Source organism: Stenotrophomonas sp. STEN033 (assembly GCF_056856655.1).
This window is the reverse complement of sequence record NZ_JBXFWM010000050.1, coordinates 1-25860: the sequence shown is the minus strand read 5'-3', so window position 1 is coordinate 25860 and position 25860 is coordinate 1. Positions and strand designations below refer to the sequence as shown.

The 25860-nt window shown below is 65.0% G+C and carries 23 protein-coding genes; 8 read left to right on the top strand and 15 right to left on the bottom strand.

The features are described from left to right. Positions 1–72 precede the first annotated feature (72 nt). Both atpB and AC1VXC_RS15410 read right to left on the bottom strand, forming a co-directional pair. Entirely contained in the window at positions 73–870 is a 798-nt protein-coding gene (gene atpB / locus AC1VXC_RS15415) for a F0F1 ATP synthase subunit A (protein WP_293715030.1), read from the bottom strand. Positions 871–894: 24 nt separating this feature from the next. After that, a complete protein-coding gene (locus tag AC1VXC_RS15410; protein WP_313173335.1) occupies positions 895–1260 on the bottom strand; it encodes a hypothetical protein in 366 nt (121 codons plus the stop codon). 428 nt (positions 1261–1688) lie between these two features. Here AC1VXC_RS15410 and AC1VXC_RS15405 point away from each other — a divergent pair, with 428 nt between their 5' ends. Further along, positions 1689–2513, top strand: a complete 825-nt coding sequence (locus AC1VXC_RS15405; protein ID WP_313173336.1) for a hypothetical protein — start codon at positions 1689–1691, stop codon at positions 2511–2513. A gap of 251 nt (positions 2514–2764) precedes the next feature. Here the strand turns inward: AC1VXC_RS15405 and AC1VXC_RS15400 are convergent, their stop codons facing one another. The 6 genes from AC1VXC_RS15400 to AC1VXC_RS15375 all read right to left on the bottom strand — a co-directional run bounded on the left by AC1VXC_RS15400 (position 2765) and on the right by AC1VXC_RS15375 (position 9917). Next, positions 2765–4027 (bottom strand): Xaa-Pro dipeptidase, encoded by a 1263-nt coding sequence (locus AC1VXC_RS15400; RefSeq protein WP_482995063.1) that lies wholly within the window; start codon positions 4025–4027, stop codon positions 2765–2767. A 186-nt stretch (positions 4028–4213) separates the two neighbouring features. Next, on the bottom strand, positions 4214–4915 hold the full coding sequence (locus tag AC1VXC_RS15395; protein ID WP_313173338.1) for a DUF6624 domain-containing protein: 702 nt from the start codon (positions 4913–4915) through the stop codon (positions 4214–4216). Positions 4916–4975: 60 nt separating this feature from the next. Then, a complete protein-coding gene (gene lpdA / locus AC1VXC_RS15390; RefSeq protein WP_481539508.1) occupies positions 4976–7126 on the bottom strand; it encodes a dihydrolipoyl dehydrogenase in 2151 nt (716 codons plus the stop codon). Positions 7127–7143: 17 nt separating this feature from the next. Continuing rightward, complete coding sequence (locus tag AC1VXC_RS15385; RefSeq protein ID WP_482995062.1) at positions 7144–7791, bottom strand: hypothetical protein; 648 nt, start codon at positions 7789–7791, stop codon at positions 7144–7146. Positions 7792–7796: 5 nt separating this feature from the next. Then, positions 7797–9173, bottom strand: coding sequence for a dihydrolipoyllysine-residue acetyltransferase (gene aceF, locus AC1VXC_RS15380; RefSeq protein ID WP_481539506.1), 1377 nt, complete (start codon positions 9171–9173; stop codon positions 7797–7799). 180 nt (positions 9174–9353) lie between these two features. After that, on the bottom strand, positions 9354–9917 hold the full coding sequence (locus AC1VXC_RS15375; protein ID WP_313173342.1) for a DNA-deoxyinosine glycosylase: 564 nt from the start codon (positions 9915–9917) through the stop codon (positions 9354–9356). Between the two features lie 200 nt (positions 9918–10117). Between AC1VXC_RS15375 and AC1VXC_RS15370 the strand changes: the two genes are divergently transcribed. Continuing rightward, positions 10118–10756: an OmpW/AlkL family protein gene (locus AC1VXC_RS15370; protein ID WP_313173343.1), complete on the top strand. Its 639-nt coding sequence runs from the start codon at positions 10118–10120 to the stop codon at positions 10754–10756. Between the two features lie 284 nt (positions 10757–11040). Here AC1VXC_RS15370 and AC1VXC_RS15365 read toward each other — a convergent pair whose 3' ends face one another. From AC1VXC_RS15365 to AC1VXC_RS15340, 6 genes are all read right to left on the bottom strand, one after another. Further along, complete coding sequence (locus tag AC1VXC_RS15365; protein ID WP_313173344.1) at positions 11041–11802, bottom strand: YiiX/YebB-like N1pC/P60 family cysteine hydrolase; 762 nt, start codon at positions 11800–11802, stop codon at positions 11041–11043. A 67-nt stretch (positions 11803–11869) separates the two neighbouring features. After that, the gene (locus AC1VXC_RS15360; RefSeq protein WP_481529102.1) at positions 11870–12433 is read right to left on the bottom strand and encodes a CcdC protein domain-containing protein; all 564 of its coding nucleotides are present in this window, start codon (positions 12431–12433) and stop codon (positions 11870–11872) included. Between the two features lie 413 nt (positions 12434–12846). Next, positions 12847–13641, bottom strand: a complete 795-nt coding sequence (locus AC1VXC_RS15355; RefSeq protein WP_481538660.1) for a MetQ/NlpA family ABC transporter substrate-binding protein — start codon at positions 13639–13641, stop codon at positions 12847–12849. A gap of 84 nt (positions 13642–13725) precedes the next feature. Further along, the gene (locus tag AC1VXC_RS15350) at positions 13726–14418 is read right to left on the bottom strand and encodes a methionine ABC transporter permease (protein ID WP_313173347.1); all 693 of its coding nucleotides are present in this window, start codon (positions 14416–14418) and stop codon (positions 13726–13728) included. Continuing rightward, positions 14415–15422: a methionine ABC transporter ATP-binding protein gene (locus AC1VXC_RS15345; protein WP_481538659.1), complete on the bottom strand. Its 1008-nt coding sequence runs from the start codon at positions 15420–15422 to the stop codon at positions 14415–14417. The genes AC1VXC_RS15350 and AC1VXC_RS15345 overlap by 4 nt, the downstream gene beginning before the upstream one ends. A gap of 319 nt (positions 15423–15741) precedes the next feature. After that, entirely contained in the window at positions 15742–16638 is an 897-nt protein-coding gene (locus AC1VXC_RS15340; RefSeq protein ID WP_282271380.1) for a DMT family transporter, read from the bottom strand. A 92-nt stretch (positions 16639–16730) separates the two neighbouring features. Here AC1VXC_RS15340 and AC1VXC_RS15335 point away from each other — a divergent pair, with 92 nt between their 5' ends. From AC1VXC_RS15335 to AC1VXC_RS15315, 5 genes are all read left to right on the top strand, one after another. Continuing rightward, on the top strand, positions 16731–17849 hold the full coding sequence (locus tag AC1VXC_RS15335; protein WP_481538658.1) for a serine hydrolase domain-containing protein: 1119 nt from the start codon (positions 16731–16733) through the stop codon (positions 17847–17849). Positions 17850–17941: 92 nt separating this feature from the next. Further along, positions 17942–18823 (top strand): DUF2145 domain-containing protein, encoded by an 882-nt coding sequence (locus tag AC1VXC_RS15330; RefSeq protein ID WP_481538657.1) that lies wholly within the window; start codon positions 17942–17944, stop codon positions 18821–18823. Continuing rightward, positions 18820–19347 (top strand): hypothetical protein, encoded by a 528-nt coding sequence (locus tag AC1VXC_RS15325; protein ID WP_313494387.1) that lies wholly within the window; start codon positions 18820–18822, stop codon positions 19345–19347. Before AC1VXC_RS15330 ends, AC1VXC_RS15325 begins: the two co-directional genes overlap by 4 nt. A 32-nt stretch (positions 19348–19379) precedes the next feature. Beyond that, positions 19380–19883, top strand: a complete 504-nt coding sequence (locus AC1VXC_RS15320; RefSeq protein WP_313173352.1) for a hypothetical protein — start codon at positions 19380–19382, stop codon at positions 19881–19883. Between the two features lie 490 nt (positions 19884–20373). Further along, positions 20374–20940, top strand: a complete 567-nt coding sequence (locus AC1VXC_RS15315) for a queuosine precursor transporter (RefSeq protein WP_313494389.1) — start codon at positions 20374–20376, stop codon at positions 20938–20940. Positions 20941–21004: 64 nt separating this feature from the next. Here the strand turns inward: AC1VXC_RS15315 and glnE are convergent, their stop codons facing one another. Further along, positions 21005–23854: a bifunctional [glutamate--ammonia ligase]-adenylyl-L-tyrosine phosphorylase/[glutamate--ammonia-ligase] adenylyltransferase gene (gene glnE, locus AC1VXC_RS15310; protein WP_481538656.1), complete on the bottom strand. Its 2850-nt coding sequence runs from the start codon at positions 23852–23854 to the stop codon at positions 21005–21007. 281 nt (positions 23855–24135) lie between these two features. Here glnE and AC1VXC_RS15305 point away from each other — a divergent pair, with 281 nt between their 5' ends. After that, the gene (locus tag AC1VXC_RS15305; protein WP_313173355.1) at positions 24136–25650 is read left to right on the top strand and encodes an acetyl-CoA hydrolase/transferase family protein; all 1515 of its coding nucleotides are present in this window, start codon (positions 24136–24138) and stop codon (positions 25648–25650) included. Positions 25651–25860: the final 210 nt, after the last annotated feature.

Below are 25860 nucleotides of genomic sequence, written 5' to 3'. Positions count from 1 at the left end.
TATCTCCAGGAACTTTAAGTAGCTAAGGGTGATGAAACGGATGAAGGTTGAAACTGGGTGAAGCTTGTAACTTTAGTGACTGTCTTCCGACAGGCTCAAGTACACGATGGTCAACATCATGAAGATGAAGGCCTGCAGCGGGATCACCAGCAGGTGGAACAGCATCCAGCCAAGGCCGAACACGCCACCGGCAACGGCACCGAATACACCGGCGCCGCCCAGCACCCAGATCAGCAGGAAGACGATCTCGCCGCCGAACATGTTGCCGAACAGTCGCATCGCCAGGGAGATCGGCTTGCTCAGCCACTCGACGATGTTGAGGATCAGGTTGAACGGCATCATCCACTTGCCGAACGGGGCCGTCAGGAATTCCTTGATGAAGCCGCCGATGCCCTTGGACTTCAGCGCGAAGAAGATCATCAGGATGAACACGCTGATCGACATGCCCAGGGTGGCATTGACGTCGGCGGTCGGCACCGGCTTCCAGTAGTGGATGCCTGCCAGTTCCAGCGGCTTGGCGATGAAATCGGCCGGGATCATCTTGATGAGGTTCATCAACAGGATCCAGAAGAAGATGGTGATCGCGATGGGCGTGATCAGCTTGCTCTTGCCGTGGTAGGTGTCCTTGGCCTGGCGGTCAACGAACTCCAGGCAGATCTCGACGAAGGCCTGCCACTTGCCCGGCACACCTGCCGTGGCCTTGCGGGTTGCCATCCAGAAGGCGAACACCATCAGCAGGCCCATCAGGACCGCGGTGACGATGGTATCGACGTGGATCGTCCAGAAGCTACCGCCGTCCCCGACCTTGGCGGTCAGATTCTGCAGGTGATGCTGGATGTACGTGGTAGGAGTTAGAGCCTCGCCCGCCATGTGTCCGGAACCTTTATGAGTGAATCAACGTCTGGCCAGAGCCAGAACCTGGAACATCAGCGCCACTGGAATTGCCGCCAGCAGAGCCAAAGGAGGAAGTCGCCACCAGAAAAAAGCCATTCCCAGCACGGCAACAATCAGCACAATCTTCAGCATGAACCCCAGGAACAGGCGGACCATTGCTGAACCAGCGGCCTGAACGCCGCCACCGAGCCCCACCCACGCGGCCAGCGCCGTCCCTGCCACCACCGCCAGGCCCGAAACAAGGGCACCCAGCGCATGCTTTGGCCCCACGAAGAGGAAGGCCAGAGCCAGGACCACCACTGCGGCCAGCGGGTAGACCGCGGCGCGCAACATCAGTCGCCGACCCGCGTCAACGGAGTTCAGCACGTCAAAGTGTCCTGCTTCAGGTAAAGGGAAGAGCCGAATCGCGCAAAGGCGTCTCGTCGAGCCGCGAAAGTATAACAGCGGGACAATTTGCGAGACAACCGGCATTTGTCCCCATTTGACTATGCAAGTGGCCGCAATATCACGTTTTTTCCCCTTCCGCGCGGCCACCCGGGGGCCATGCGGGACAATGGATATTGCGCTGCAACACGGGAACTTCCGGGGAACCTGCCGGTCAGACCTTCGCAGTCCACCATCCGCTACCTCGTCGGGCGGGTGCGCGGGCTCGGGTGAGGTGGTGTCGCACGCCCTCGGCGGCACCACCTCACCGCAATTGATCTTCGCGTACACATTGCCTGCACGCTGCGCTCACCCCTCTCTACACCGGATCGGCGAAGGTCAAGCGCTCCAACGCAACATCAGGTAATGGCATGCGCAACTCCCGCTACATTCTCGCACTTGCTCCGTGCGCACTCACACTCGCTCTGATCCATGCACTGCCTGCGCAAGCCGCCGAAGGCGATCCGCGTTTCACGCTGCGGCTTGGCGCAATGAACATCGACACCGACAACACCATCCGCGGCAGCACCACGGTTGCCGGCCAGGACATCAACCTGTCCGAGGACTTCAGCCTGGGCGGCAAGGAATGGGAGCCGCGCGTGGATGGCCTGTTCCGCATCAGTGATCGCCAGCGGCTGATCTTCGACTACTTCAAGTACGACAAGGACCGCCGCGAGACGCTGGACGAAGGCGTCAGTTGGGGCGACACCACGGTACCCGCAGGCAGCTTCGTCAAGGGCGAACTGAAGTACCAGGTGGCAACGCTGGTCTACGACTACTCGGTGGTTGATGGTGATCGTTTCGACCTGGGCCTGCAGCTCGGTGCCGAGTACGCCAAGATCAGTGCCGACGCCTACGCCGATGTAGGGGATGTCTACCAGGGACGTTTCCTCAACGAGAAGGCCGACGGCATCGCACCGGTGGTTGGCGCGCGCTTGAGCTTCACGCCTTCGGAGCATTGGCTGATCAACCTGCAGGGCCAATACCTCAATACAAGCTGGGGCAACTTCGATGATTACAAGGGCGACCTCAGCCGCGCCAATGCGATCGTGCAGTACAACGTCAACAAGAACTTCGGCATTTTCGCCGGCTACGACTGGTTCAAGCTGGACGTGGACCAGAAGGGCAGCGATGGCGTCATCGGCCTGAAGCAGGAGTTCAAGGGCCCGGTGGCGGGCGTGAGCCTGTCGTTCTAAAAGCGCCCCTCCGGCAAGCGCGAGAGGCGCATGTAGTGCCGAGCCATGCTCGGCAGAGGCTTTACCGGCAAGGCCGCAAACGCAGCACCGCTGCGCCAAGCCCCCTCTTCCAAAGAACGGGAGCGCGGCATGTAGTGCCGAGCCATGCTCGGCAGAGGCTCTACCGGCAAGGCCGCAAACGCAGCACCGCTGCGCCCACAAGCACCCTCACCCCAACCCCTCTCCCGCATGCGGGAGAGGGGCTACACGCCCTAGGGCTGCAACAAGCGCCCGCCTTTCACCACCGCCGCCGGGCGCGTCAGCACCGCAACGTCCTGCAACGGATCGCCGTCGACCGCGAGCATGTCGCCGAAGCGCCCCACTTCCAACGCCCCGACGTCCGTCTGCCGCCCCAGTGCTTCGGCCGCATCAAGCGTCGCCGCACGGATCGCCTGCAACGGCGTCATGCCCCACTCCACCATCTTGCCGAACTGACGGGCGTTGTCTCCATGCGGGTACACACCCGCGTCGGAACCAAACACCATCCGCACGCCGGCCGCATGCGCATCGCGGAAGGTTTCGCGCTGCTTGCGTCCCACCTGCCGCTCCTTCTGCAGCGACTCGGCGAACAAGCCATTGTTCTCACCCTCGGCAAGGATGTAATCACTGCCGTAGATATCCATCGAAAACCAGGTGCCCTGCGCGCGCGCCAACTTGAATGACTCCGCATCGGCCAGGCTGGCATGCTCGATGGTGTCAGTACCGGCGCGGATGGCCGCGTTGATGCCGCTGCTGCCATGCGCATGCACCGCCACCTTCATGCCCAGCCGGTGCGCCTCCTCCACCAGCGCCTGCATCTCCTCCTGGCTGTATTGCTGCTCGCCCAGCGTCGTGCCCTTGGACATCACCCCGCCAGTGCCGCAGAACTTGATCACCTCGGCCCCGAATTTGCGCAGCTTGCGCACCGTGGCGCGGATCGCGTCCGGGCCGTCGGCCGCACCGGGATTGGGCACGGTCACCGATGGCGGCAGGCCACCACCGTCGCAATGCCCACCGGTAGCGCCAATCGCAAAGGTGGCCGGCACGATACGAGGCCCATCGATGTAACCGGCCTCGATGGCCTGCTTCAAGGCCACATCATCGAAGCCGGCCGAACCGAGATTGCGCACCGTGGTAAAGCCCGCGCGCAGCGTGCGCCGCGCATTGACCACGCCCACCACGGTCCAGAAATTGTCGGTGTATTCCAGCCCCTGGTAGCCGCCCAGGGTGGGATCGATGGTCAGGTGCACATGCATGTCGATCAGGCCCGGCAGCAGGGTGCGCGCGCCCAGGTCGATGTGCTCGGCACCGGCGGGCAGCGGATCGCCGGCGCGGCCGATGCGGCTGATCCTGCCATCGACGATCTCGATCTGCGGTTGCTGCACATAGCGGCCGCTGCGCACGTCCAACAGGCGTGCGGCACTGACCACGCTGGTTCCAGCGTGCGCCACCATGGATACACAAACACCGACAACGACCAGCGCAAGAGCTGGCACGCGCACTCTGGTTCGCATCCTCGTTCCCCGGGGCAATGGGTGACGTCAGGGTCCAGCGGCGCCAGCTTGCGCCAAGCCTGCGGGGTGGGCAACTGGCCAGGGACCGGAAACAAGCAACGCCCCGACAGGCGGGGCGTTGCTTGGAACTACCGACACCGCGACAGGGGCAGCCCGGCGTGCCCGGGATCAGTTCTGAGGTGGTGCCGCGGCAGGCGGCACCGGAAACATCTGCGTCGCCACGCAGATGTAATCGGCCAACGGCATCTGGCCGATGCCGGCGCGGCGCTGATCAACCTGCTCCGGCGCCTCCATCGGCTTGGCCTGCCAACGGCCATCGACTGCCAGGAGCTGGCTGCCATAGCGCTGCAGCTCGCCGCTGTTGACCAGTACGCGGTCGGTCAGCAACGCGAAATCGTGCGCCGATATCTCACCACGCTGCACCATGGGCTCAATGCTGCCCACTACCTGGCGCTGGAACGCGACGTCAGCATCGGCATGCTGCACCAGCAACCAGGCGGCGGAAACCGCATCGCTCCCGACCTGCGCTGCACTGGGCAGACCGCCATGCGTGGCCACGATCTGCTTGATACGCGGCAGATTTGCGGCATCCACTGCCTGCAGGTTCTCGACCATGGCCCGCGTCCACTCACCCTGGCGAGCTTCCTGGTCAACCTGTGCCATGTCCAGCAGCTGCTGGCGAAGTGCCGGCTCCGAATATCCTGCTTCGGTCTGCGCATTCCTGCGCGCTTGCGCGCGCAAGCCATCAGCCTCGACGAAAGGTGCCGCGCCAGGGCATTTCAGCAAGGCGGCGGCCAGCGCAGGGTCCTGCTCCCCTGCAATCGCCGGGCCGGCGAACAGCAGCCCAACCAACACCGTGATCCGCAACATTCCCTTGCTCCTTTTGACTGCCGAATACAGCGACGCCCCGGTGAGGGGGCGTCGTGTGGCTTACTTCTTCTTCGGGATATACAGATCGGTGATGGTGCCGTCGTAGATCTCCGAGGCCATCGCCACCGACTCGCTCAGGGTCGGGTGGGCGTGGATGGTGTGGCCGATGTCCTCGGCCTCGGCGCCCATCTCGATGGCCAGGCCGATCTCGGCCAACAGCTCACCGGCATGCACGCCGACGATGGCACCGCCGATCACGCGATGGGTTTCCTCGTCGAAGATCAGCTTGGTGAAGCCTTCGGTGCGAGCGATGCCGATGGCACGACCGCTGGCCGCCCACGGGAACTTGGCCACGCCGACCTTCAATCCCTTGGCCTTGGCCTCGGTCTCGGTGACGCCAACCCAGGCGATTTCCGGATTGGTGTAAGCCACCGACGGGATCACCCGTGCCACCCACTCCTTCTTCTCGCCGAAGGCGACTTCAGCCGCCAGCTTGCCCTCGTGCGTGGCCTTGTGCGCCAGCATCGGGTTACCGACGATGTCACCGATGGCGAAGATATGCGGCACGTTGGTGCGCATCTGCCGGTCGACCGGAATGAAGCCGCGGTCGGTGACTTCGACGCCGGCCTTGTCGGCATCGATCTTCTTGCCATTGGCCGAGCGGCCCACGGCAACCAGCACGCGATCGAAGGTGCCGCTTTCCATCGCCGGCTTTTCGCCTTCGGTAGCGGCCTCGAAGGTCACCGTGATGCCCTTCTTGTCGGCGCTAACGCCCGCAGCCTTGGTCTTCAGGTGCACCTCGATGCCCTGCTTCTTCAGGCGGTCGGCCAGCGGCTTGACCAAGTCCTTGCCGGCGCCCGGCATCAGCTGGTCCATGAACTCGACCACGGTCACCTTGGAACCCAGGGCGCTGTACACGGTGGCCATTTCCAGACCGATGATGCCGCCGCCGACGACGAGCAGCGAGCCCGGCACTTCGGCCAGCTCCAGTGCGTCGGTGGAGTCCATCACGCGCTTGTCTTCCCACGGGAAGTTGGGCAGCTTCACCGCCTGCGAACCGGCGGCGATGATGCACTGCTCGAAGCGCAGCAGCTGGGTCTTGCCGTCGTCGCCGACGATCTCCAGCTCATTGGCCGAGATGAACTTGGCCAGGCCATGCACGGTGCGGATCTTGCGCTGCTTGGCCATGCCGGCCAGGCCCTTGGTCAGCTGACCGACGACCTTTTCCTTGTAACCGCGCAGCTTGTCCAGACTGATCTTCGGCGCGCCGTACTCGATGCCGAGTTCGTCGGCATGGGCGGCGTGGTCGATGATTTCAGCGGCGTGCAGCAGGGCCTTGGACGGGATGCAGCCGACGTTGAGGCAGACGCCGCCGAGGCTGGCGTAACGCTCGATCAGCACGGTATCCATGCCCAGGTCGGCGGCACGGAAGGCGGCGGTATAACCGCCCGGGCCGGCGCCCAGCACCACGATGCGGCACTCGATGTCGGCGGTGCGGCCACTGGACGGCAGCGCCTTGGCGGCGACAGCCGGGTCCGGCGCGCGGTGCGACGGGGTCACCGGTGGCTTGCTGCCCGGGGCGGCCTTGGCCGCTGCCGGGGCGGCAGCGGCGGCGCCTTCCAGCACCACCACCACGTCGCCGACCGACAGCTTGTCGTCCAGCTTGACCTTGATTTCCTTGACCACGCCATCGGCCGAGGACGGCACTTCCAGCGTGGCCTTGTCCGATTCCAGCGTGACCAGGCCCTGGTCCTTCTTCACCGTGTCGCCGACGGCGACCAGGATCTCGATCACCGGCACGTTCTGGTAATCGCCGATGTCCGGCACCTTGACCTCGATCGGGCCGGATGCGGCTGGCGCAGCAGCGGCAACCGGTGCGCTGACGGCTGCCGGAGCGGCGGCCGCGGCAGGCTGTGCAGCCGGCGCAGGTGCGGCGGCAGGTGCCGGAGCTGCGACCGGGGCAGCGCCCTCGCCTTCAGCTTCCAGGATCACCACCACATCGCCCTCGGACAGCTTGTCGTCGAGCTTGACCTTGATTTCCTTGACCACACCCGCAGCCGAGGACGGCACTTCCAGCGTGGCCTTGTCCGACTCCAGTGTGACCAGACCCTGGTCCTTCTTCACCGTGTCGCCCACGGCCACCAGAATCTCGATCACCGGCACGTCGTTGTAGTCGCCAATGTCCGGAACCTTGATTTCAATCGTCGCCATTGTTTTCTCCTGTGGGCTCAGCCGGCATCGCCGACGAACCGGTCATGCATCTTGTCGAGCGCGCGTTCGATGTTGGCGTAGCGCTTCTCGTATTTTTTGTCTTTGCTATGGGCCAGCTCGATCAACAGCGCCGCCTGTTCCTGCAGCGCTTCAAGCTGGCCGCAACCCGGCCGCTGACCGCTGTAACGCTCGCCGTTGACGGTGAAGGACAGCACCTCGCCCTCGGTGACCGGCGCACGCGCGGCCACTTCCGGCGAAGCCAATGCCTTGCCCCAGACCTCGAGCAGACGCTGTGCCAGTGCATCGGGCAACGGTGCCTGGGCGAACTCGGGCTCCTGGTCGAGTTGCAGGTTGACGCCACCGCGACCGGCCGTCGTGCTCCAGTTGTAGATGCGCTTGTCGGCCATGCCGGCCAGCACCATCCACTGGCCGTTGCCGGCGTCGCGGCGCAGCAGCACCTGTGACTCCACGCCCCGGGCCGGCAGCACCAGCAGCGACAGGCCGTCTTCGGCCTGGCCGCCGAGCAGGCTGCTCGCCGCCTGGCCGTAGTTGCCCACCGCCGGCGGCCAACCCTGGCCGACCACCGGCTGGCACTGGCTGGCGGCCAGTGCCGGGCCCGTCAGGGCGGCCAACACCAGCGCCAACAAGGCGCGTCGCGGCGCCACTGGCATCACAGCAGCACGCGCCGCATGTCGGCCAGCACCTGCGACAGGTAGGTGGTGAAACGCGCGGCCAGGGCGCCGTCGATGACGCGGTGGTCATAGCTCAACGACAGCGGCAGCATCAGCTTCGGGGCGAATTCCTTGCCATTCCAGACCGGCTGGATCGAAGACTTGGAGACACCCAGGATGGCCACTTCCGGCGCATTCACGATCGGGGTGAAGGCGGTGCCGCCAATGCCACCCAGCGAGCTGATCGAGAAGCAGCCGCCGCTCATGTCGGCCGGGCCAAGCTTGCCGTCACGGGCCTTCTTGGCCAGTTCGCCGGTTTCCTGGGCAATCTGCACCACGCCCTTCTTGTCGACGTCGCGGATCACCGGCACGACCAGGCCGTTCGGGGTATCGGCGGCAAAACCGATGTTGAAGTACTTCTTCAGGGTCAGGTTCTCGCCGCTGGCATCCAGCGAAGCGTTGAACTCGGGGAACTTCTTGAGCGCGGCGGCGCTGGCCTTGATCAGGAAGGCGAGCATGGTCAGCTTGATGCCGGCCTTCTCGTTTTCCTTGTTCAGCGCCACGCGCAGCGCTTCCAGATCGGTGATGTCGGCCTGGTCGAACTGGGTGACGTGCGGAATCATCGCCCAGTTGCGGGCCAGGTTGGCGCCGGAGATCTTCTTGATGCGCGACAGCTGCACCACTTCGGTCTCGCCGAACTTGCTGAAGTCCACCTTCGGCCACGGCAGCAGGTTCAGGCCACCGCCGGCAGCCGCCGGGGCACCGCCACTGGCAGCAACACCGCCGGACAGCGCGCCCTTGACGAACTTCTGCACGTCGGTCTTGGTGATGCGGCCGCCCTTCTCGGTGCCCTTGACCTGCTGCAGGTCCACGCCCAGCTCACGGGCGAACACGCGCACCGCCGGGCTGGCATAGGGCACATTGGCCGGCAGCACGCCTTCGGCATTGAACTGCACCGGCGGGGTAGCCGGCTTGCTGGTGGTAACCGAGTCTTCCTGGGCGATCTCGCGCTGGGCCAGCTTGTCGGCGACCGGGGCAACCGCCACCGGCTCAACCTTGGCGCCGGTCTCGGCGGTGGCTTCAATCTTGGCCGGGGCGGCCGGGGCAGCAGCGGCAGCCGGCTTGGCGGCCTCTTCGCTCACCTCGATCAGGGCCACGACCTTGCCCTCAGACAGGCCGTCGCCAACCTTGACCTTCAGCTCCTTGACCACACCGGCGTAGGCCGACGGCACTTCCATCGTGGCCTTGTCCGATTCCAGCGTGACCAGCCCCTGGTCCTTCTTGACCGTATCGCCTACGGCGACCAGCACTTCGATCACCGGAATGTCGCTGTAGTCACCGATATCGGGGACAAGTGCTTCCTTGATTTCGGCCATGAAACTACTCCAGCAACAGTGAGGGAATCCTCTATTGTGGCGTTAGCGGGCCGCAGCGCCAACCGCTACAACTGAATTCGCCTGCGTATGTCCCCGGACAAGGGCATGCCATCCGAGCCAACAAGGCCGCAATGTCTGCTCCTGGACGCGTGTTCTGACTTGCCGGCTGTCCTGCCTGTCCTAGCCGGTCAAGCCCCTTGTTGCAGGCGTTACCACCCCATTGGGCGCATTCAACCACGCTTGCAGCACTTGCCATTGCCCGGTCAGGCGCGGCAACGACCATGCCGCATTGGCCGGGCTGGTCGACGCCAGGGCCAGCACCGGCAGCGCAGCCGCCAAAGGCGGCAAAGCGGGTGCGATCCATCGCTGGAACGCAGTGTGTGCCGCGGCACCATTACAGGCGATGGCCTGCAACTGCGGCAGGCCGGCGAGCAACGCCGGGATGGGGTTGGGCACTTCGCTGCCACGCACGATCGCCGTATCCAGGCTGCCGGCGCGCTGGCATTGCCCGATCACGTCCCACAGGCCGATACCCGATTGCTGCAGGCACTGCAGGCGCTGCGCATAAGGAAGCTGCGCATCGAAGCCACACAGCGCAGCCATCAGCGGCCAGAAGCGATTGCGTGGATGCGCGTAGTAGCGCGATTCATGCAGCGACATCGCGCCCGGCATCGAGCCCAGTACCAGCACGCGGCATGAGGTCGATAGCTGCGCGGGCAGGCCCTGCAACAATGCGCCACTCATCACGCGCACCACAACATCGTGAACGGAAATTTCTGTCGATGCTTCGTGTCCATGGGATCCCTCTGTTTTTCGCTGAACGCAATGGCACTGAAATCCCCTTGCGTTTAGAGCGATTCATCTTGCCATCGTTAGGGTTGCCTCGCCCCATCACGAGGGCCTAGATAACAGCGTAGTCCCGATCGCAATACGAGGAGTCAGTTATGCGTTCCATCAAAATTCTCAGCCTTGCCACGCTCAGCGCACTTGCGCTTTCCTCTACCGCATTCGCACAGGATGGCAATGGCGATACCGCATCGGGCAAGCATTTTGCCGTGGTCGGTGGCATCAGCCTGCTGCAGCCGAAGAACGATCCGATCGACGGCATTGGCAAGGTCGATGGCGGTCCGGCACCGACGATCAGCGCCAGCTACTACTTCAACGACAACTTCGCCGTTGAACTGTGGGGTGCCGCTGACAAGTTCGATCACCGCGTGCGCACCGATGGTGGCGCCAAGGTCGGCAGCGTCGAGCAGCAGCCGCTTGCACTGAGCGCGCAGTACCACTTCGGCCAGGCGGACAACGTATTCCGTCCGTTCGTCGGCCTGGGTTACTACGAGTCGAACTTCAGCAACGAGAAGATCGATGGCCTGAGCAGCACCGGCAATCACGTTGGTGTGGATACCGCCAAGGGCGCCATCGGCACCGTCGGCGTTGACATGAACATCAACTCGACCTGGTTTGCCCGCGCCGATGCGCGCTACATGCACGCCCGTCCTGACCTGCGCGTCGCCGGCCAGAACGCTGGCGAGCTGAAGCTGGATCCGTGGACCGTTGGCTTCGGCCTGGGTGCACGCTTCTAAGCGACTATGTTCCTGGCAATACCGTTGTAGATGCAATGCAGCGCTTGCAAATGAAACACGGGCCGTTCGCGGCCCGTGTTTTTTTTGGGTGTCCCCCTCTCCCCAACCCCTCTCCCGCGAGGGGAGAGGGGCTTGGAGCACAGCGAGTGCAAGCATTCCCAGTGACTGCAACAAAAGCAGCTGTTGCTGTTGCGCTGCAGTTGCGTTGCTGTTGTTGCTGTTGCTTTCGCCCCTCTCCCCCCGCGGGAGAGGGGTTGGGGAGAGGGGGCAGCTTTCCACGCAAACTAAGGGCTGCCGTCATCACCCCACTGCAGCGCCAGGTAATCGAAGTTGTGCTGCAGCCGCGGCTTGACCACGTCGAAGAATGGCGACACATCGAAATCGCGCGGCGTGTACAGGCTGTAGTTGCGGATGTGCAGGATCTCCTGCGACTGCTCGGCGCCGCCCACCTGCGCAAGCACCGTCTCGATCTCCGGCAGGATCGGGTAGCGGATCGACTCGAAGGCCTGCGCCAACAAGGTCGAACAGATGGCCTTGGTTGGCTCACCACTGCCCAACGCGATCAGCCGACGGCGCATATGTCCCGGTACTGGCGGCTGCCGGATCAGGAATCGCGCCAGGTCGAAGACATTCTTCAGGTCGTAGCTATAACCCAGGCGTGCACGCATGAAGCCGACCAGTTGATCCACCACCGCCGGTGAAAGGCCCTGCGGACGGCAGATACGGGTGTGCTGATTGGCGAACTCGCTCAACGGAATGCGGCGCACGCCCTGCTCCACATCCACGTCGATCAGCATCGGTTGCGGTTTGCCACCTTCGAGCAAGGGCTCCTCGCCGATATACAGCGCCGCATGCGACCAGGTGGACTGGCTCAGGTACTTGATGGCCGTGGAGAAGCGGCTATTGCCCTCCACCAGCAGCACATCGCCACGGCGCAAGGTGCGCAACAACATCGCCGGGTCGCTGGTCGACGGCCGCATCTGGTTGCGACGCGGCTGCGCCAGGAAGTGCGCCAAACGGCGCCCAAAGAACTGCAGCACTCCCATCCACGATCTCCGAATCTGCTTCGCTCAGACTAGCCGGGACAGCCCCCACTCGCCATCGGGTACGGGCTCAGCGAGGACTGCGGTCAAACTGACGATAGCGCTGATGATGACGTACCCTGCGCCGCAGCAACCAGGCATACATGCCGGCATAACCGAGCAACAGGGCCGCCATCGCCAGCAGACCGGCATGGCTGAGCCAGCCCGTGTCCGGCCATGGCACGCCGTTCACCGATGCCTGCCAGCCCTGCACCATGCCGGCGACCACACGCACCACGATCATCGCGGTCAATGCCAACACCAGCCAGGTGTTGGGCTTGTAGTGCAACGCCTCCGGGCCAGGCTCGAAGCGGGTCAGGTAGTGGCCGAGCACGCCGACCAGGAGGCCTGCCAGCCAACCCAGCGCGGCGTAACTCCAGGCGCCGGACCACCAGAAGCCGGCGACCCCGGCAAACACCGCGAACATGCCGGTGGATACCAGCGTTGCCCAGAAGTTGAAGGTGATCAGCCAGGGCCGCGCCTGCCGCCGCGCACCGCCACTGCGCACGCGTTGCCACAGCGACAGCGGCATCAACAGCAGCAGGATCGCGACGAAAACCAGTATCGCCAGCGGCAGAGCGAAAAGCACAGGCATGGGGACTGATCCAAGGATGCAGGCCCAGAGAGTACGCCATGCCGGATACCGGTAGTGCCGAGCCATGCTCGGCAAAAGCCTTACCGGCATTCCCAACCCGTAATGCCGAGCCATGCTCGGCAGAAGCCTGACCGACATTCCCGACCTGTAGTGCCGAGCCATGCTCGGCAGAAGCCTGACCGTCATTCCCAACCCGTAGTGCCGAGCCATGCTCGGCAGAGGCCTTACCCGGATACCAAACCTGCAGGAGCGGCGTAAGCCGCGAAGCAAGCGCACTTTCGGATCGCAATGTCGCGGGCTCCGGTGGCGATATCAGCTTCGCGGCTTACGCCGCTCCTACATGGATGTTACCGGGAGAGCCTCTGCCGAGCATGGCTCGGCACTACCGTGCGATCCCGGCCCAGCGGTGACGCTTAGAACGCTGGCAGTACCGCGCCCTTGTACTTCTGCTCGATGAAGGTCTTCACTTCCGGGCTGGTCAGGGCCTTGGCCAGCTTCTGCACGCGGGCGTCGTCCTTGTTGTCCGGGCGTGCGACCAGGAAGTTCACGTACGGCGACTGGCTGCTTTCAATCGCCAGTGCGTCCTTGGTCGGATTCAGGCCGGCATCCAGCGCGTAGTTGGTGTTGATCAGGGCCAGGTCGACCTGGTCCAGCACGCGCGGCAGCATCGCCGAGTCCAGCTCACGGAACTTGAGCTGCTTCGGGTTCTCGGTGATGTCACGCTGGGTCGACAGCGCGTTGCTCGGGTCCTTGAGCTTGATGACGCCAGCGGTGTCCAGCAGGATCAGCGCTCGGCTGTTGTTGCTGGGGTCGTTCGGGATAACCACGTCGGCACCGTTGGGCAGTTCGGCCAGCGACTTGAAACGACGGGAATAGGCACCGAAAGGCTCGATATGCACGCCGGTGACGGTGACCAGGTCGGTCTTGCGGTCCAGGTTGTAGGCCTTCAGGTAAGGTTCGGTCTGGAAATAGTTGGCGTCCACCTGCTTCTGCACCAGCTGGTCGTTGGGCTGCACGTAGTCGTTGAACACGCGCACGTCGAGCTTGACGCCCTCCTTCTCCAGCAACGGCTTGACCACTTCCAGGATCTCGGCGTGCGGCACGGCAGTCGCGGCGACCACCAGCTTGGACTCGTCGGCGGCAGGCTTGGCGCAGGCCGACAGGGCCAGCACGGCGGCAATCAGGGGAAAGCTGAGCAGTTTGTTCATCGGTAACGTGATCCCGTGGGGAAGGATGGTGTGGACATACGCTAACAGGCCGGCGCGCTGCGCGCCGACCCTGCGGTCATTCCATTACTTGCGGCTGTAATGCGTAACCAGTCGGTCGCCGAGCATCTGCAGCAGCTGCACCAACACCAGCAGCAGCACCACGGTCACCAGTGCCACGTCGGTATGCGAGCGCTGGTAGCCATCGCGGAAGGCCAGGTCGCCGAGGCCGCCGGAGCCAATCGCACCGCCCATTGCAGTGAAGCCGATCAGCGCGATGGTGGTGACGGTGGCGCCAGCGATCAGGCCCGGTCGCGCTTCCGGCAGCAACACCTTGAAGACCAGTTGGCGGGTGGTCGCGCCCATCGCCTGGCTGGCTTCGATCACGCCACGGTCGACTTCACGCAACGCGGTTTCAACCAGGCGCGCGTAGAACGGTGCAGCGCCCACCACCAACGGCAGGATGGCGCCACGCACACCCAGCGAAGTGCCCATCATCGCCAGCGTCACCGGGATCAGCACGATCATCAGGATGATGAAGGGCACCGAGCGCAGCAGGTTCACCAGCAAGGCGGTGATGCCGTAGACCAGCGGCTTGCGGTGCAACTGCGGCGAGCCGGTCAGGAACAGCAGCACGCCCAGCGGCAAACCAATCGCCAGGGTCAGCGGCAGCGAGCCCGCCAACATCAGCAAAGTGTCTATGGTGGCCTGGCCGATATCGGCCCACTTGCCCGCATCCAGGTGGCGGAAGAAGCCTTCGGCGGCAGTTGCAATGATCATCGGCGCAGCTCCTCGACGTGCACGCCGGCAGCGACGAAGGCCGCCTGCGCGGCATTCTGGTCGCCGCCCACCAGGGACACGGTCAGCTGGCCGTAGGGCGTGTCCTTGATGCGGTCGATACGGCCGGTCAGGATGTTGTAGTCCACTCCGGTGTCGCGGGCGATGCGCCCCAACAGCGGCTCATAGGTGCCATCGCCGAGGAAGGTCAGGCGCACGATGCGGCCACCGACGGCGGCGTAATCGCGCAGCTGCTCGCCTTCGTCCACATGCTCGGATTCGGAGACGAAACGGCGCGTGGTCGGGTGCTGCGGGTGCAGGAATACCTCGGTGACCGGGCCCATTTCCACCATGTGGCCGGCATCGAGCACCGCAACGCGGTCGCAGACGCGGCGGATCACATCCATCTCATGGGTGATCAGCACGATGGTCAGGCCCAGCTCGCGGTTGATCTTGCCCAGCAATGCCAGCACCGAGGCGGTGGTCTGTGGATCCAGCGCACTGGTGGCCTCGTCGCACAGCAGGATCTGCGGGCGCGTGGCCAGCGCGCGGGCAATGCCGACACGCTGCTTCTGCCCGCCGGACAGCTGCGAGGGGTACTTGGCTGCATGCGCTTCCAGCCCAACCATACGCAACAACTCGGCGACACGGGCATCGATCTCGGCCTTGGGCGTACCAGCCAATTCCAGCGGGAAGGCCACGTTGGCAGCCACGGTACGTGCCGACAACAGGTTGAAATGCTGGAAGATCATGCCGATGCGCCGGCGCAGCGCACGCAGGCCGTCGGTGTCCAGCGCGGTGGCGTCCTGGCCATCGATCAGCACCCGGCCGCCGCTCGGCTCCTCGAGCCGGTTGATCAGGCGGATCAGGGTCGACTTGCCGGCACCGGAGTGGCCGATGATGCCGAACACTTCGCCGGCCTGGATCTTCAGGTCGAGCGGATGCAGCGCGGTGATCGCGCGGCCGTCGACGGCATAAGCTTTCTGCAGGTGCTGGAACTCGATCACTGCCAGGGCAACCGGAGGGCATAAGAAGGGGGCGTGCAGCCTAGCAGCGCCGGGCCGTCGGCGCGCGTGCCGCAAACCGGAATCTTATTCCTTTTGGTTCTAAGTGAAACCAGTCGGGCCTGGGGTAATGCCCTTTGTGGGAGCGGCGTGAGCCGCGAGGCAGATAAACCACCAGATCGCGGTAGTGGCTGTTCATCTGGCATCGCCAGCTTCGCGGCTGGCGCCGCTTGAGCCGGCCGGTGAAGCCCCTGCCGAGCATGGCTCGGCACTACGCCCACCTTTGGCCAAGCCAAGGGGAGGACTGGGGAGGGGTAGGCTTTCAGGGATGATCGATCTGATCCGGCCGCTGCGCCCGCTGCACGCGTTCACGGTGCAGCAGGTACAGGCCACTGGCGACGATGATGCCGGCGCCGATCCAGGTCCAGCGGTCGGGCAGCTTCTGCCAGAGCAGCACGTCCCAGCCGATCACCCAGACCAGGCCGGTGTATTCCAGTGGCGCGATCATCGAGGCCTGGCCCAGCTGGAACGCGCGGGTCAGCGCGATCTGCCCCAGCGCCCCGGCCAGGCCCATGCCAGCAATCAGCGCAGCGTGCTTCCACTGCAGCGGCTGCCATTGCGGCCAGGCCAACAGGCCAGCGCCGATCGCCATGATCAGCAGGAACCACACCACCATCGACTGCGGGGTATCCGTACGGGTCAGCAGGCTGACCGTGACCGCCGCGATTGCATAAGCCGTCGCCGCCAACAACACCATCAGGCCCGGGAACGAGATGAACCCGTCCACGCCCGGGCGCAGCACCACCAGCACGCCGATCAGGCCGATGCCGATGGCCACCCAACGGCGTGGCCCCACGTGCTCACCCAGCAAGGGCACCGACAATGCCGCCACCAGCAAGGGCGCGACGAAGTAGATCGTGTAGGCGGTGGACAGCGACAAGGTGCGCAAGGCATAGACAAAGCAACCGATCATCACCATGCCGAGCACGCCGCGCAGCAGATGCAGGCCCCAACGCACCGGGATGATCGAGCGCGGCCCGGCGGTGGCAAGCACCCATACAAGGACAAACGGCAACGAGGCGGCACCACGCAGCATGGTGACCTGCAAGGTGGGATAGCTGCTGGACAGCATCTTCATGCCGGCGTCCATGCAGGAGAAGAACGCGACGGCAGCCAGCATCCAGACGATGGCACGCACGGGGGATTTGGTAGGCGACATGCTCCCATTATCCGCTGCCCGGGCCCGGCTTGCAGACTGCCACCGGTAATGGTCGATGCTATGTTCTGGCCATCTGCAGCTGGGGCCCGAACATGCGCAAACCACTGAAGCACCCAAGCACCACGCCTCGCTTGCTGCGCCTTGCGCCGCTACTGCTCGCTGTATTGCCCTGGAGTGTCGCCGCCGCGCAGGCACCCAGCGCCGAAGCACTGGCACAGTTGGATGGCTTTGCGCTGGGGCTGCAGGCCGCCGGGCAGTTCTCGGGCACGGTGTTGATCGCCAGCGGCGATGACGTGGTCTTCGAGAAAGCCTATGGCACGCGCGATGAGCAGCAGGAAACACCGCTGCAGGTAAATGACCGCTTCAACCTGGCCTCGGCCGGCAAGATGTTCACCAGCGTGGCGATCCTGCAGCAGATCGCCGCCGGTCGCCTCAGCCTGGACAGCAAAGTCGGTGAGGTGCTCAAGGACTACCCCAACCGCCAGTTCGCCAATGAGGTGAGCGTGCGCCAGCTGCTGACACATAGCGCCGGTGCAGGGGATATCGATGAACTGTTTGGTGCAGAACACAGTGCCGATCGCGCGCGCCTGCGCAGCTTGGAGGACATGGTCGCGCTGCATGCCGGGCGAGCACCGGAGTTCGCGCCTGGCAGCGCGCAGAAGTACGGCAACTTCGGCTACCTGGTATTGGGGCGGATGCTGGAAGTCCTCTCCGGACAGGATTTCGAGAGCTACATCCGCCAGCACGTGCTGCAAGCGGCCGGCATGCAACATACCGGCTTCGTGGCTTGCGACGACCCCGCCGCCGATCTGGCACGGGCCTATGTGGAGGTGGATGGCAAGCGCGTGCGCAACTGCGCCACCCAACCCAGCCGTGGCCTGCCCGCCGGCGGCGAAGTCGGCAACGCGCGTGACATGTTCCGTTTCGTGCAGGCCTTGAATGCCGGCAAACTGCTGCCAGCAGCGCTGTTCGAACAAGCCACCCAGACCCAGCGCGAGTTCATGGGCCTGGGCTTTTTTGCCACCGGCTACGGCAAGGACGTGCCGGCCCGCGACTTCCGCTGGGGCCATGGTGGCAGCACCGACGGTATCTGCACCGACGTGCGCCATTACCCGGCAACCGGCGAGACGGTGATCGTGTTGTCCAACAAGGATGCACCGGCCTGTTTTGCGGTTTCCGGCCTGCTGCACGCGCAATGGAAGCAGCCGTGAACGAAAATCCCGCCAACGGCAGCTGCCGGCTCGTCGCACCTGCATCGGCTCCTAACGAATCTTTCCCAACCCCCATGCAAGGATGCGCGCCGATGAAACCTCGCACGACACTATTGCTGGCCGCCTCACTGAGCCTGGCCACCCTCGCCGCCCCGGCATTCGCGCAACCGGCCTGCAGCCCGCGCTATCCGCCGCCGACCACCATTGCCGCCATGTTCGACATGGCCGCGGTCACCGCCGATACGCTCGACGCCCTGCCCGGCGTGGATGTGGCTATCGCTGCGCGCGGCGGCCAGGACCTGAGCAAGTACGGGCTGCGCCACAGCCACCTCGCCTTCCTGGTGCGCAACGACAGCGGCAGCTGGGACGTAGTGCACCTGCTCAACCGCTGCAAGACCGACAGCTCGGACCTGTATCGCGAAGGCCTGGTCAACCTGGTCGGCGAGAGCTCGATCACCACCGACCTGCGCGTCGGCATTCCTACGCCAGAAGTACGTGCTGCACTGAAGACCCTGCTCGCCGGTGCCGCGCCACAGGCACGCGCACTGCATGAGCCGCGCTACAGCATGCTGGCCTACCCCGGCAGCAGCGAGTACCAGAACTCCAACCAATGGATCCTGGAAGTCGCCGCGGCGGCAATGGCGCGGGCCGCAGACGATGCCCCCCTCGCTGACCGCGATACCGCCTTGGCCTGGCTCAAGCAGAAAGGCTATACGCCATCACGCATGCACATCGGCATCGGCAAGCGGCTGGGCGCACGCTTCCTTGCCGACAACGTGGCGGTCACCGACCACCCGGCCAGCGAGCGCATTTCCGGCAACTACTCGGTGGTGACTGTCGAGTCGGTGTTCGACTTCCTGCACCGTAGCGGTGCGCTGGAGCGCGAACTCGCCGTTGCCCACCAGACACCCCTACCGGCGATGGCCGGAGGCAACAGGCAAGCCCCCATGCCACAACAGGAAGTCACGCCATGAACCACTTGATCAAGAGCAGTGCCCTCGCCTTTGCCGTCACCCTTTCCCTGGCCGTGGCTCCAGCCCAGGTGCGGGCCGGCGAACCTCACCTCAATGGCTCCGAGGTCTCGATGCTGGTGACCGGCTCCAGCGTGGTGATGGTGGTGTCCGGCCCCATCTTCCTGTCCGCCGCAGGTGTGCGCGGCGCGGCCGACATGTCCAAGGAATCCAGCGAACGCCGCGACGAAAAGCGCCGCGCCAGTGCCGGGAAACTGCCGGATCTGGAGGTCAAATCCGTGGATACCGCCGCCGATGGTGGTCGTCGCGTCGTTCTCGAAGACCCTGCGAACGTCGAGAACCGCGCGACCCTGCAGTGGCCAAAGCGCGAGGATGACCCGGCTGCAGGTTTCACCGTGGGTACGAAGATCGCGTTCCAGCCCAGCCCGCAAGGTGCAGGCTGGATGCTGCGCAACCCGGAAGGTGCGGCGCTGGCGTTCGTGCCCACCATCGAGGCGGTGGATGAAAGCCGCACCGGCACGCTTTGATTTTTTATTCGCGGTACTTGAGGAACGCCCCCATGAAATCAACGTTTTCCCTGTTGGCCTGCGGCGCAGCCATCAGTGCGCTGTTGGCAATCGCACCCGCTTATGCCGGTGACGGCTTGAATCGATCCGAGGTCTCCACGCTGGTGACCTCGGCCGGCGCATCGATGCTGGTGTCCGCCCCCTTGCTGCTGGCCGCATCGGTTGCCGACAAGTCGTCCACGGCCTCCACTGGACGCCAGGCAGGTCGCATCAGCGCCGGCCCGCTGCCGGACATGAAGGTCGAAGCGATTACCGAGGATGCCGATGGCGGCCGCAGTGTCGCGCTGGCGGATCCCCTGGATGCGGCCAACACCGCATCACTGCATTGGCCGCAGCGCGAGGACAACCCGGCCGCCAATTTCGTGCTCGGGCAGACCGTGGCGTTTACACCGAGCCCACAGGGTGCGGGTTGGATGTTGCGTGCGGAAGATGGTGCGGTGCTTACCTTTGTACCGGCGATTGAGGCGGCGTCGGTAAGTCATAGCGGGAAGCTTTGAGGGTGTAGTGCTTTGAGGCTGTGGTGCTTGAAGGCTGCAGATCGTAGAAAAGTCTGATGCCTCCCTTCTCCCGCAAGCGGGAGAAGGTGCCCGAAGAGCCTGCCCCCGCGAAGGCGGGGGGCGGATGAGGGTTTTTTGGCTTTGGCTTTGGCTTGGGCGTTGGGCTTTTGCTTCTTGAAGCCTCTATACAAGCCCGGCCAAACGCACAGGCAAAAGCCACCCTCACCCCAACCCCCGCTCCGCGCCCCGGCCCTTGCGCTGGCGCAAGGTCGTTCGAATGGCTGCGAACCTTTGGTTCGCAAGCAGCCCTTCTCACCCCGCGTGCGGGAGAGGGGCTCTGGGTCTCTGGATCGCAGGCTGTATGCACGCCTGCCGCCTTGACATCCGTCTCGGCCACAGCCGCTACAATGGCCACTGACCTGCCCTCCCGGGCACGGCCCTTCCCCTCCTCTATCGATGCAGTGCCTGGCGGCGCTGCCTGCGCCCGTTCATGTCCTCACATCCGTCCATCCGCTTCGCTCCGCTGACCCCAACCTCACTATTGCTGGCCGTGCTGGCAATGGGGGCCGTGGTGCTGGGCTCGAACGTGCTGGTGCAGTACCCGATCAATGACTGGCTCACCTGGGGCGCGTTCAGCTACCCGATCGCCTTCCTGGTCAGCAATCTGATCAACCGCCGCTTCGGCCCGCAGGCCGCACGCCGCGTTGCCTGGGCCGGTTTTGCGGTGGCGGTGGTACTGTCGGTGTGGATTGCCACGCCGCGCATCGCGGTTGCCTCGTGCTCGGCCTTCATCGTCGCGCAGTTGCTGGACATCACCGTGTTTGACCGGCTGCGCGCCGGCAACTGGTGGCGTGCACCGATGGTGGCCACCACCTGCAGCGCCACCGTCGATACCGCCATCTTCTGGTCCATCGCCTTTGCCGGCTCGCAGCTGCCGTGGGTCAGCTGGGCCGCAGGCGACCTGGCAGTGAAGCTGGCCATCGGCGTCTGCCTGCTGGCCCCGTTCCGCGCCCTGCTGTGGAAAATGGCGCCTTTGAAGGCAGGAACCAGAAGTTAGGAACTAGAAACCAGTAGAGCCGGAGCCAGCAGCTGGGAACCAGTGACCTGCGGCTTCGCCCTCTCTACGTCGCTGGTTCCCTGATCTCTGGTTCCTGGCCTTTCGCCAGCGGGAAAGGCAGGCCCTGGGCAATTGCCGCGGCCGTGATGGCCGCGCAGGCAGCCTCGATTTCAGGTGTGGGCGTGGCAATGCGCGGGCGCCGGTCCAGGGTGCAGGACAGGCCCACGTCCAGCAGCGTGGCATGCGCGTCGTGCAGGGCCACCGCGGTATCGCCCGGCAACCAACCGGCGGCGGCCAGCGCGGCGATCAGGAATGGCGTCTCGCGCGGCTCGCATAGTGCCGGGTGATGCTGGGCCTGCGACAACACGCCGGTCTGCAGCACGAACTCCAGGTCCACCAGCCCACCTGCGCCCTGCTTCAGGTCCAGCCGCGCCGCGTCACTGCGGTCCAGCTCGGCCCGCATGCGCGCGCGCATCTTCAGCACGTCACCGAACAACGTGCCCTGATCGCGCCCGCGGCCCAGGGTGCTGCTGCGTACCTGCTCGAAATCGGCCAGCAGCGAGGCATCACCGGCCACCCCACGGGCACGCACCAGCGCCTGATGCTCCCAGGTCCAGGCGCGCTCGCGCTGGTATTCGGTATAGCTGGCCAGCGACGACACCAGTGCGCCCTTGCCGCCGTCCGGGCGCAGCCGCACGTCGATGTCGTACAAGCGGCCGGCGGCAGTCACCGCGCCGAGCAGGGCCATCACCTTCTGCGCCAGACGCGCGAACCAGCGGCCGGGGTCCAGCGGGCGCGGGCCGTCGCTGGCCTCTACGCCGGCCGGACTGTCATACAGGAATACCAGGTCCAGGTCCGAGCCGAACCCCAGCTCGACGCCGCCCAGGCTGCCGTAGCCGATGATGGCAAAGCGCCCGGCGGGGATTTCACCGTGGACCTGGCGCATGTCGGCCAGCGCCATCTGCAATACCGTCACCACCACCGCATCGGCCAGTTGCGCCAGCTGGCGGGTGCAATCCACCGCGCGTTGGCGGCCATCGTGGAACGCCAGCGCCATGCGGAAGCTCAGCGCAAGGCGTACTTCGTTGAGCGCGCGCAGGGCGGCTTCCGGGTCGTCGATGGCCAACGCGCTGGCGCAGGCGTCGTGCATCTCCTGCGCCTCCGGCATGGGCCCGGCCACGCGCGTGTCCAGCAACTCATCCAGCAACAGCGGGAAGGCCACCAGCCGCTCGGACAGCAGGGCGCTGCGCGCCAACACGTTGACCAATCGCGTCAACGCACTGGGCTGCTCGTCCAGCAACGCCAGATAGCTGGTGCGGCGCAGGATGGACGCCAGCAGGCCGAGCACGCGGCGCAGCGCGGCGTCGGGCTGGGGCGAGCGGGTGGCGGCGTGCAGCAGCGCCGGCAGCACCCGGTCCAGGCGCGCGCGGGCGCTGTCGGACAGCGACTTCACCCCCAGCGACTGGGCAAACTCGCGCAACGATTGGTCAGCGCCATTGGCGTCAGCAAAGCCGGCCTCGGCCAGCACCTCGGCGCTGCCGCCGCCAGGCAATACCCGCCAATAACTGGACAGCACGTCCGGCGCCGCCTGGCCCTGGCGCGGCGCCAGCAGTGCCCCGAATTCGACGCTGACGCGCTCGCGCTGTTCGTTCAAGGCTGCAAGCAAGGCCTCCCAGTCCGGATAACCCAGCCCAAGCGCGATGCGGAGGCGATCCAGCGGATCGTTGGGCAAGCAATGGGTCTGTGCATCACGCAGCATCTGCAGGCGGTTCTCCACGCGGCGCAGGAAGCGATAGGCCTGGATCAGGTCATCACCATCGCTGGCCGCCATCTGCCCGCCGTCGACCAGCGCGCGCAGTGCCGGCAACAGGCGGCGCTCGCGCAGGGCCGGCTCGCGGCCGCCACGGATCAGCTGCAGTGCCTGCGCCAGGAACTCGATCTCGCGGATGCCACCGGGGCCGCGCTTGATGTCGTCCAGCCGGTCCTTGCGCGCGACCTCGGCGGTGATCGCCGCCTTCATCTCGCGCAGGCCATCGAGTGCGGTGAAATCAAGGTAGCGGCGGTAAACGAACGGCCGCAGCGTCTCCAGCCAGGCCTCACCGGCAGCGATGTCGCCGGACACCGCGCGCGCCTTGATCCAGGCGTAGCGCTCCCAATCGCGACCTTCGCGCTGGAAGTACTGGTCCATGCCGGCGAACGACAGCGCCACCCGCCCGGCGCTGCCGAACGGGCGCAGGCGCAGATCGACGCGGTGACTGAAGCCTTCGGCGGTGGTTTCATCAAGCAGCCGCGCCAAGCGCTGGCCCAGGCGCGCGAAGTACTCCTCGGCAGCCAGCGGACGGGCGCCATCGGACTCGCCGTTGTGCGGATAGGCATAGACCAGATCGATATCGGAGGAGAAGTTCAGCTCGCCGCCGCCGAGCTTGCCCAGCCCGAACACCACCAGCCGCTGTGCGCTGCCATCGGCGTCGCGGACCACGCCATGACGGCTGGCGAACTCCTGCTCCAGCGCGTCCAGGCCCAGCTGCAGGCATTCCTCGGCCAGGCGGGTGGCGCCCGCCAGGGTGGCATCGACATCGTCGAGTTCGAGCAGATCGCGCCAGATCAGCCGGGTCGAGGCGGCGGCGCGGTAGCGGCGCAGCTGGGTCGGCCAGGCCGTGGGCTGCAACGGGTCCAGCATGGGTAATGGCAGTGGCGCGGGATCGGCCTGGGCCAATAGTTGCAGCAGTTCCGGCTGCCGGCACAGGGTATCGATGGCGAAATCGCTGGCAACCGCCAGTTGCCGCAAACCGGCCTCGAATGCGGGCGAGAGCGGCCATTGCACCGGATCCGGCGCGGCCAGCTTCAGTCGGGCCAAGGCGCGTTCGATTACAGGCTGAACAGATTCAGGTGCTGCGGGGGCGATTTGGTTCATCCGCCGATTCTGGCATCCGCGGGCCAGCGGTCGCCATCTCCGCCGATCAGGCAATAAAAAAGCCCGCTGACAGCGAACTATCAGCGGGCTTTGCTCCCTCCCCCACGTCGGGATGCAGGGCGATCCTGCGGGCTGCGCGAACAACTTGCACGCTGCAGTGCAAAACAATACTGGGGAGTACAAGAGCACTGGAACCGCAAAGACCATCCCACCAAGGTAGAACCCCCCTGTTCACCCCGATCCGCGATAATCAGCCATCCCCCCAACAAACCGTAGTCGTCATGTCTGTCGAACGCATCCTGGACCCGCGCCTGCGCGACCGCATCGTTTCCGCCGAACAAGCCGCAGCCTTCATCCAGCCCGGCGAAACCGTGGCCATGAGCGGCTTCACCGGTTCCGGCTATCCCAAGGCGGTGCCGCTGGCGCTGGCACAGCGCATTGAAGACGTGCACGCCGCAGGCCAGCCGTTCAAGATCAAGCTGATGACGGGCGCGTCGACCGCACCGGAACTGGATGGTGCGCTGGCCAAGGCCGATGCCATCGCCATGCGCATGCCGTTCCAGACCGACCCGGATGCACGCAAGCGCATCAACGAAGGCAAGCTCGATTACATCGACATCCACCTTTCCCATGTCGCCCAGCACGTGTGGTTCGGTTTTTACGGTGAGATCGACACGGCGGTGATCGAAGTCTCGGCGATCCGCGAAGACGGTTCGCTCGTGCCCTCCACCTCGGTCGGCAACAACAAGACCTGGCTGGACCTGGCCAAGAAGGTGATCATCGAGGTCAACGAGTGGCAGCCCGCGGATATCGAGGGCATGCACGACATCTACTACGGCACCGCGCTGCCGCCGCACCGCAAGCCGATCCCGCTGATCCATGCCAACGACCGTATCGGCCAGACCACGCTGAGCGTGGACCCGGACAAGATCGTGGCGGTGGTGCGCACCAACGGCCCGGACCGCAACAGCCCGTTCAAGCCGATCGATGAGGACAGCCGCCAGATTGCCGGCTATCTGATCGAGTTCCTCAAGCACGAAGTGGCCAAGGGCCGCCTGCCGGCCAACCTGCTGCCGTTGCAGTCGGGGGTGGGCAATATTCCCAATGCGGTGCTGGCCGGCCTGGCCGAAAGCGGCCTGCGCGGCCTGACCTCGTTCACCGAGGTGATCCAGGACGGCATGCTGGACCTGCTCAAGTCCGGTGTACTGGATTACGCCTCGTGCACCGGTTTCGCGCTGAGCCCGGAAGCCAACGAGGAGTTCAAGCGCAACATCAAGTTCTACCGTGAGCGCATCATCATGCGCACGCAGGAGATCTCCAACCATCCGGAACTGGTGCGCCGCCTGGGCTGCATCGGCATGAACGGCATGATCGAGGTGGACCTGTACGGCAACGTCAACTCCACCCACGTGATGGGCAGCCGCATCATGAACGGCATTGGCGGTTCGGGTGACTTCACCCGCAACGGCTTCCTGTCCACCTTCCTGAGCCCGTCGACGGCCAAGGGCGGTTCGATCTCGGCGATCGTGCCGATGGTCAGCCATGTCGACCACACCGAACACGATGTCTCGATCATCGTCACCGAGCAGGGCCTGGCCGATCTGCGCGGCCTGCCGCCGCGTGCGCGGGCGCGCCAGGTGATCGACAACTGTGCGCACCCGGATTACCGCGACCAGCTCAACGACTACTTCGACCGCGCCTGCCGCGACAGCTACGGCAAGCACACCCCGCACCTGTTGCCCGAAGCCCTGTCCTGGCACCAGCGCTACATCGACACCGGCAGCATGAAGGCCTGAGACCAGCCCTGTAGTGCCGAGCCATGCTCGGCAGGAGCTTTACCAGGAAAGCCCGATCTGTAGTGCCGAGCCATGCTCGGCAAGGGCTTTACCAGGAAAGCCCGATCTGTAGTGCCGAGCCATGCTCGGCAAGGGCCTTACCAGGAAGCTCCGATCTGTAGTGCCGAGCCATGCTCGGCAGGGGCTTTACCGGGAGAGCTTCTGCCGAGC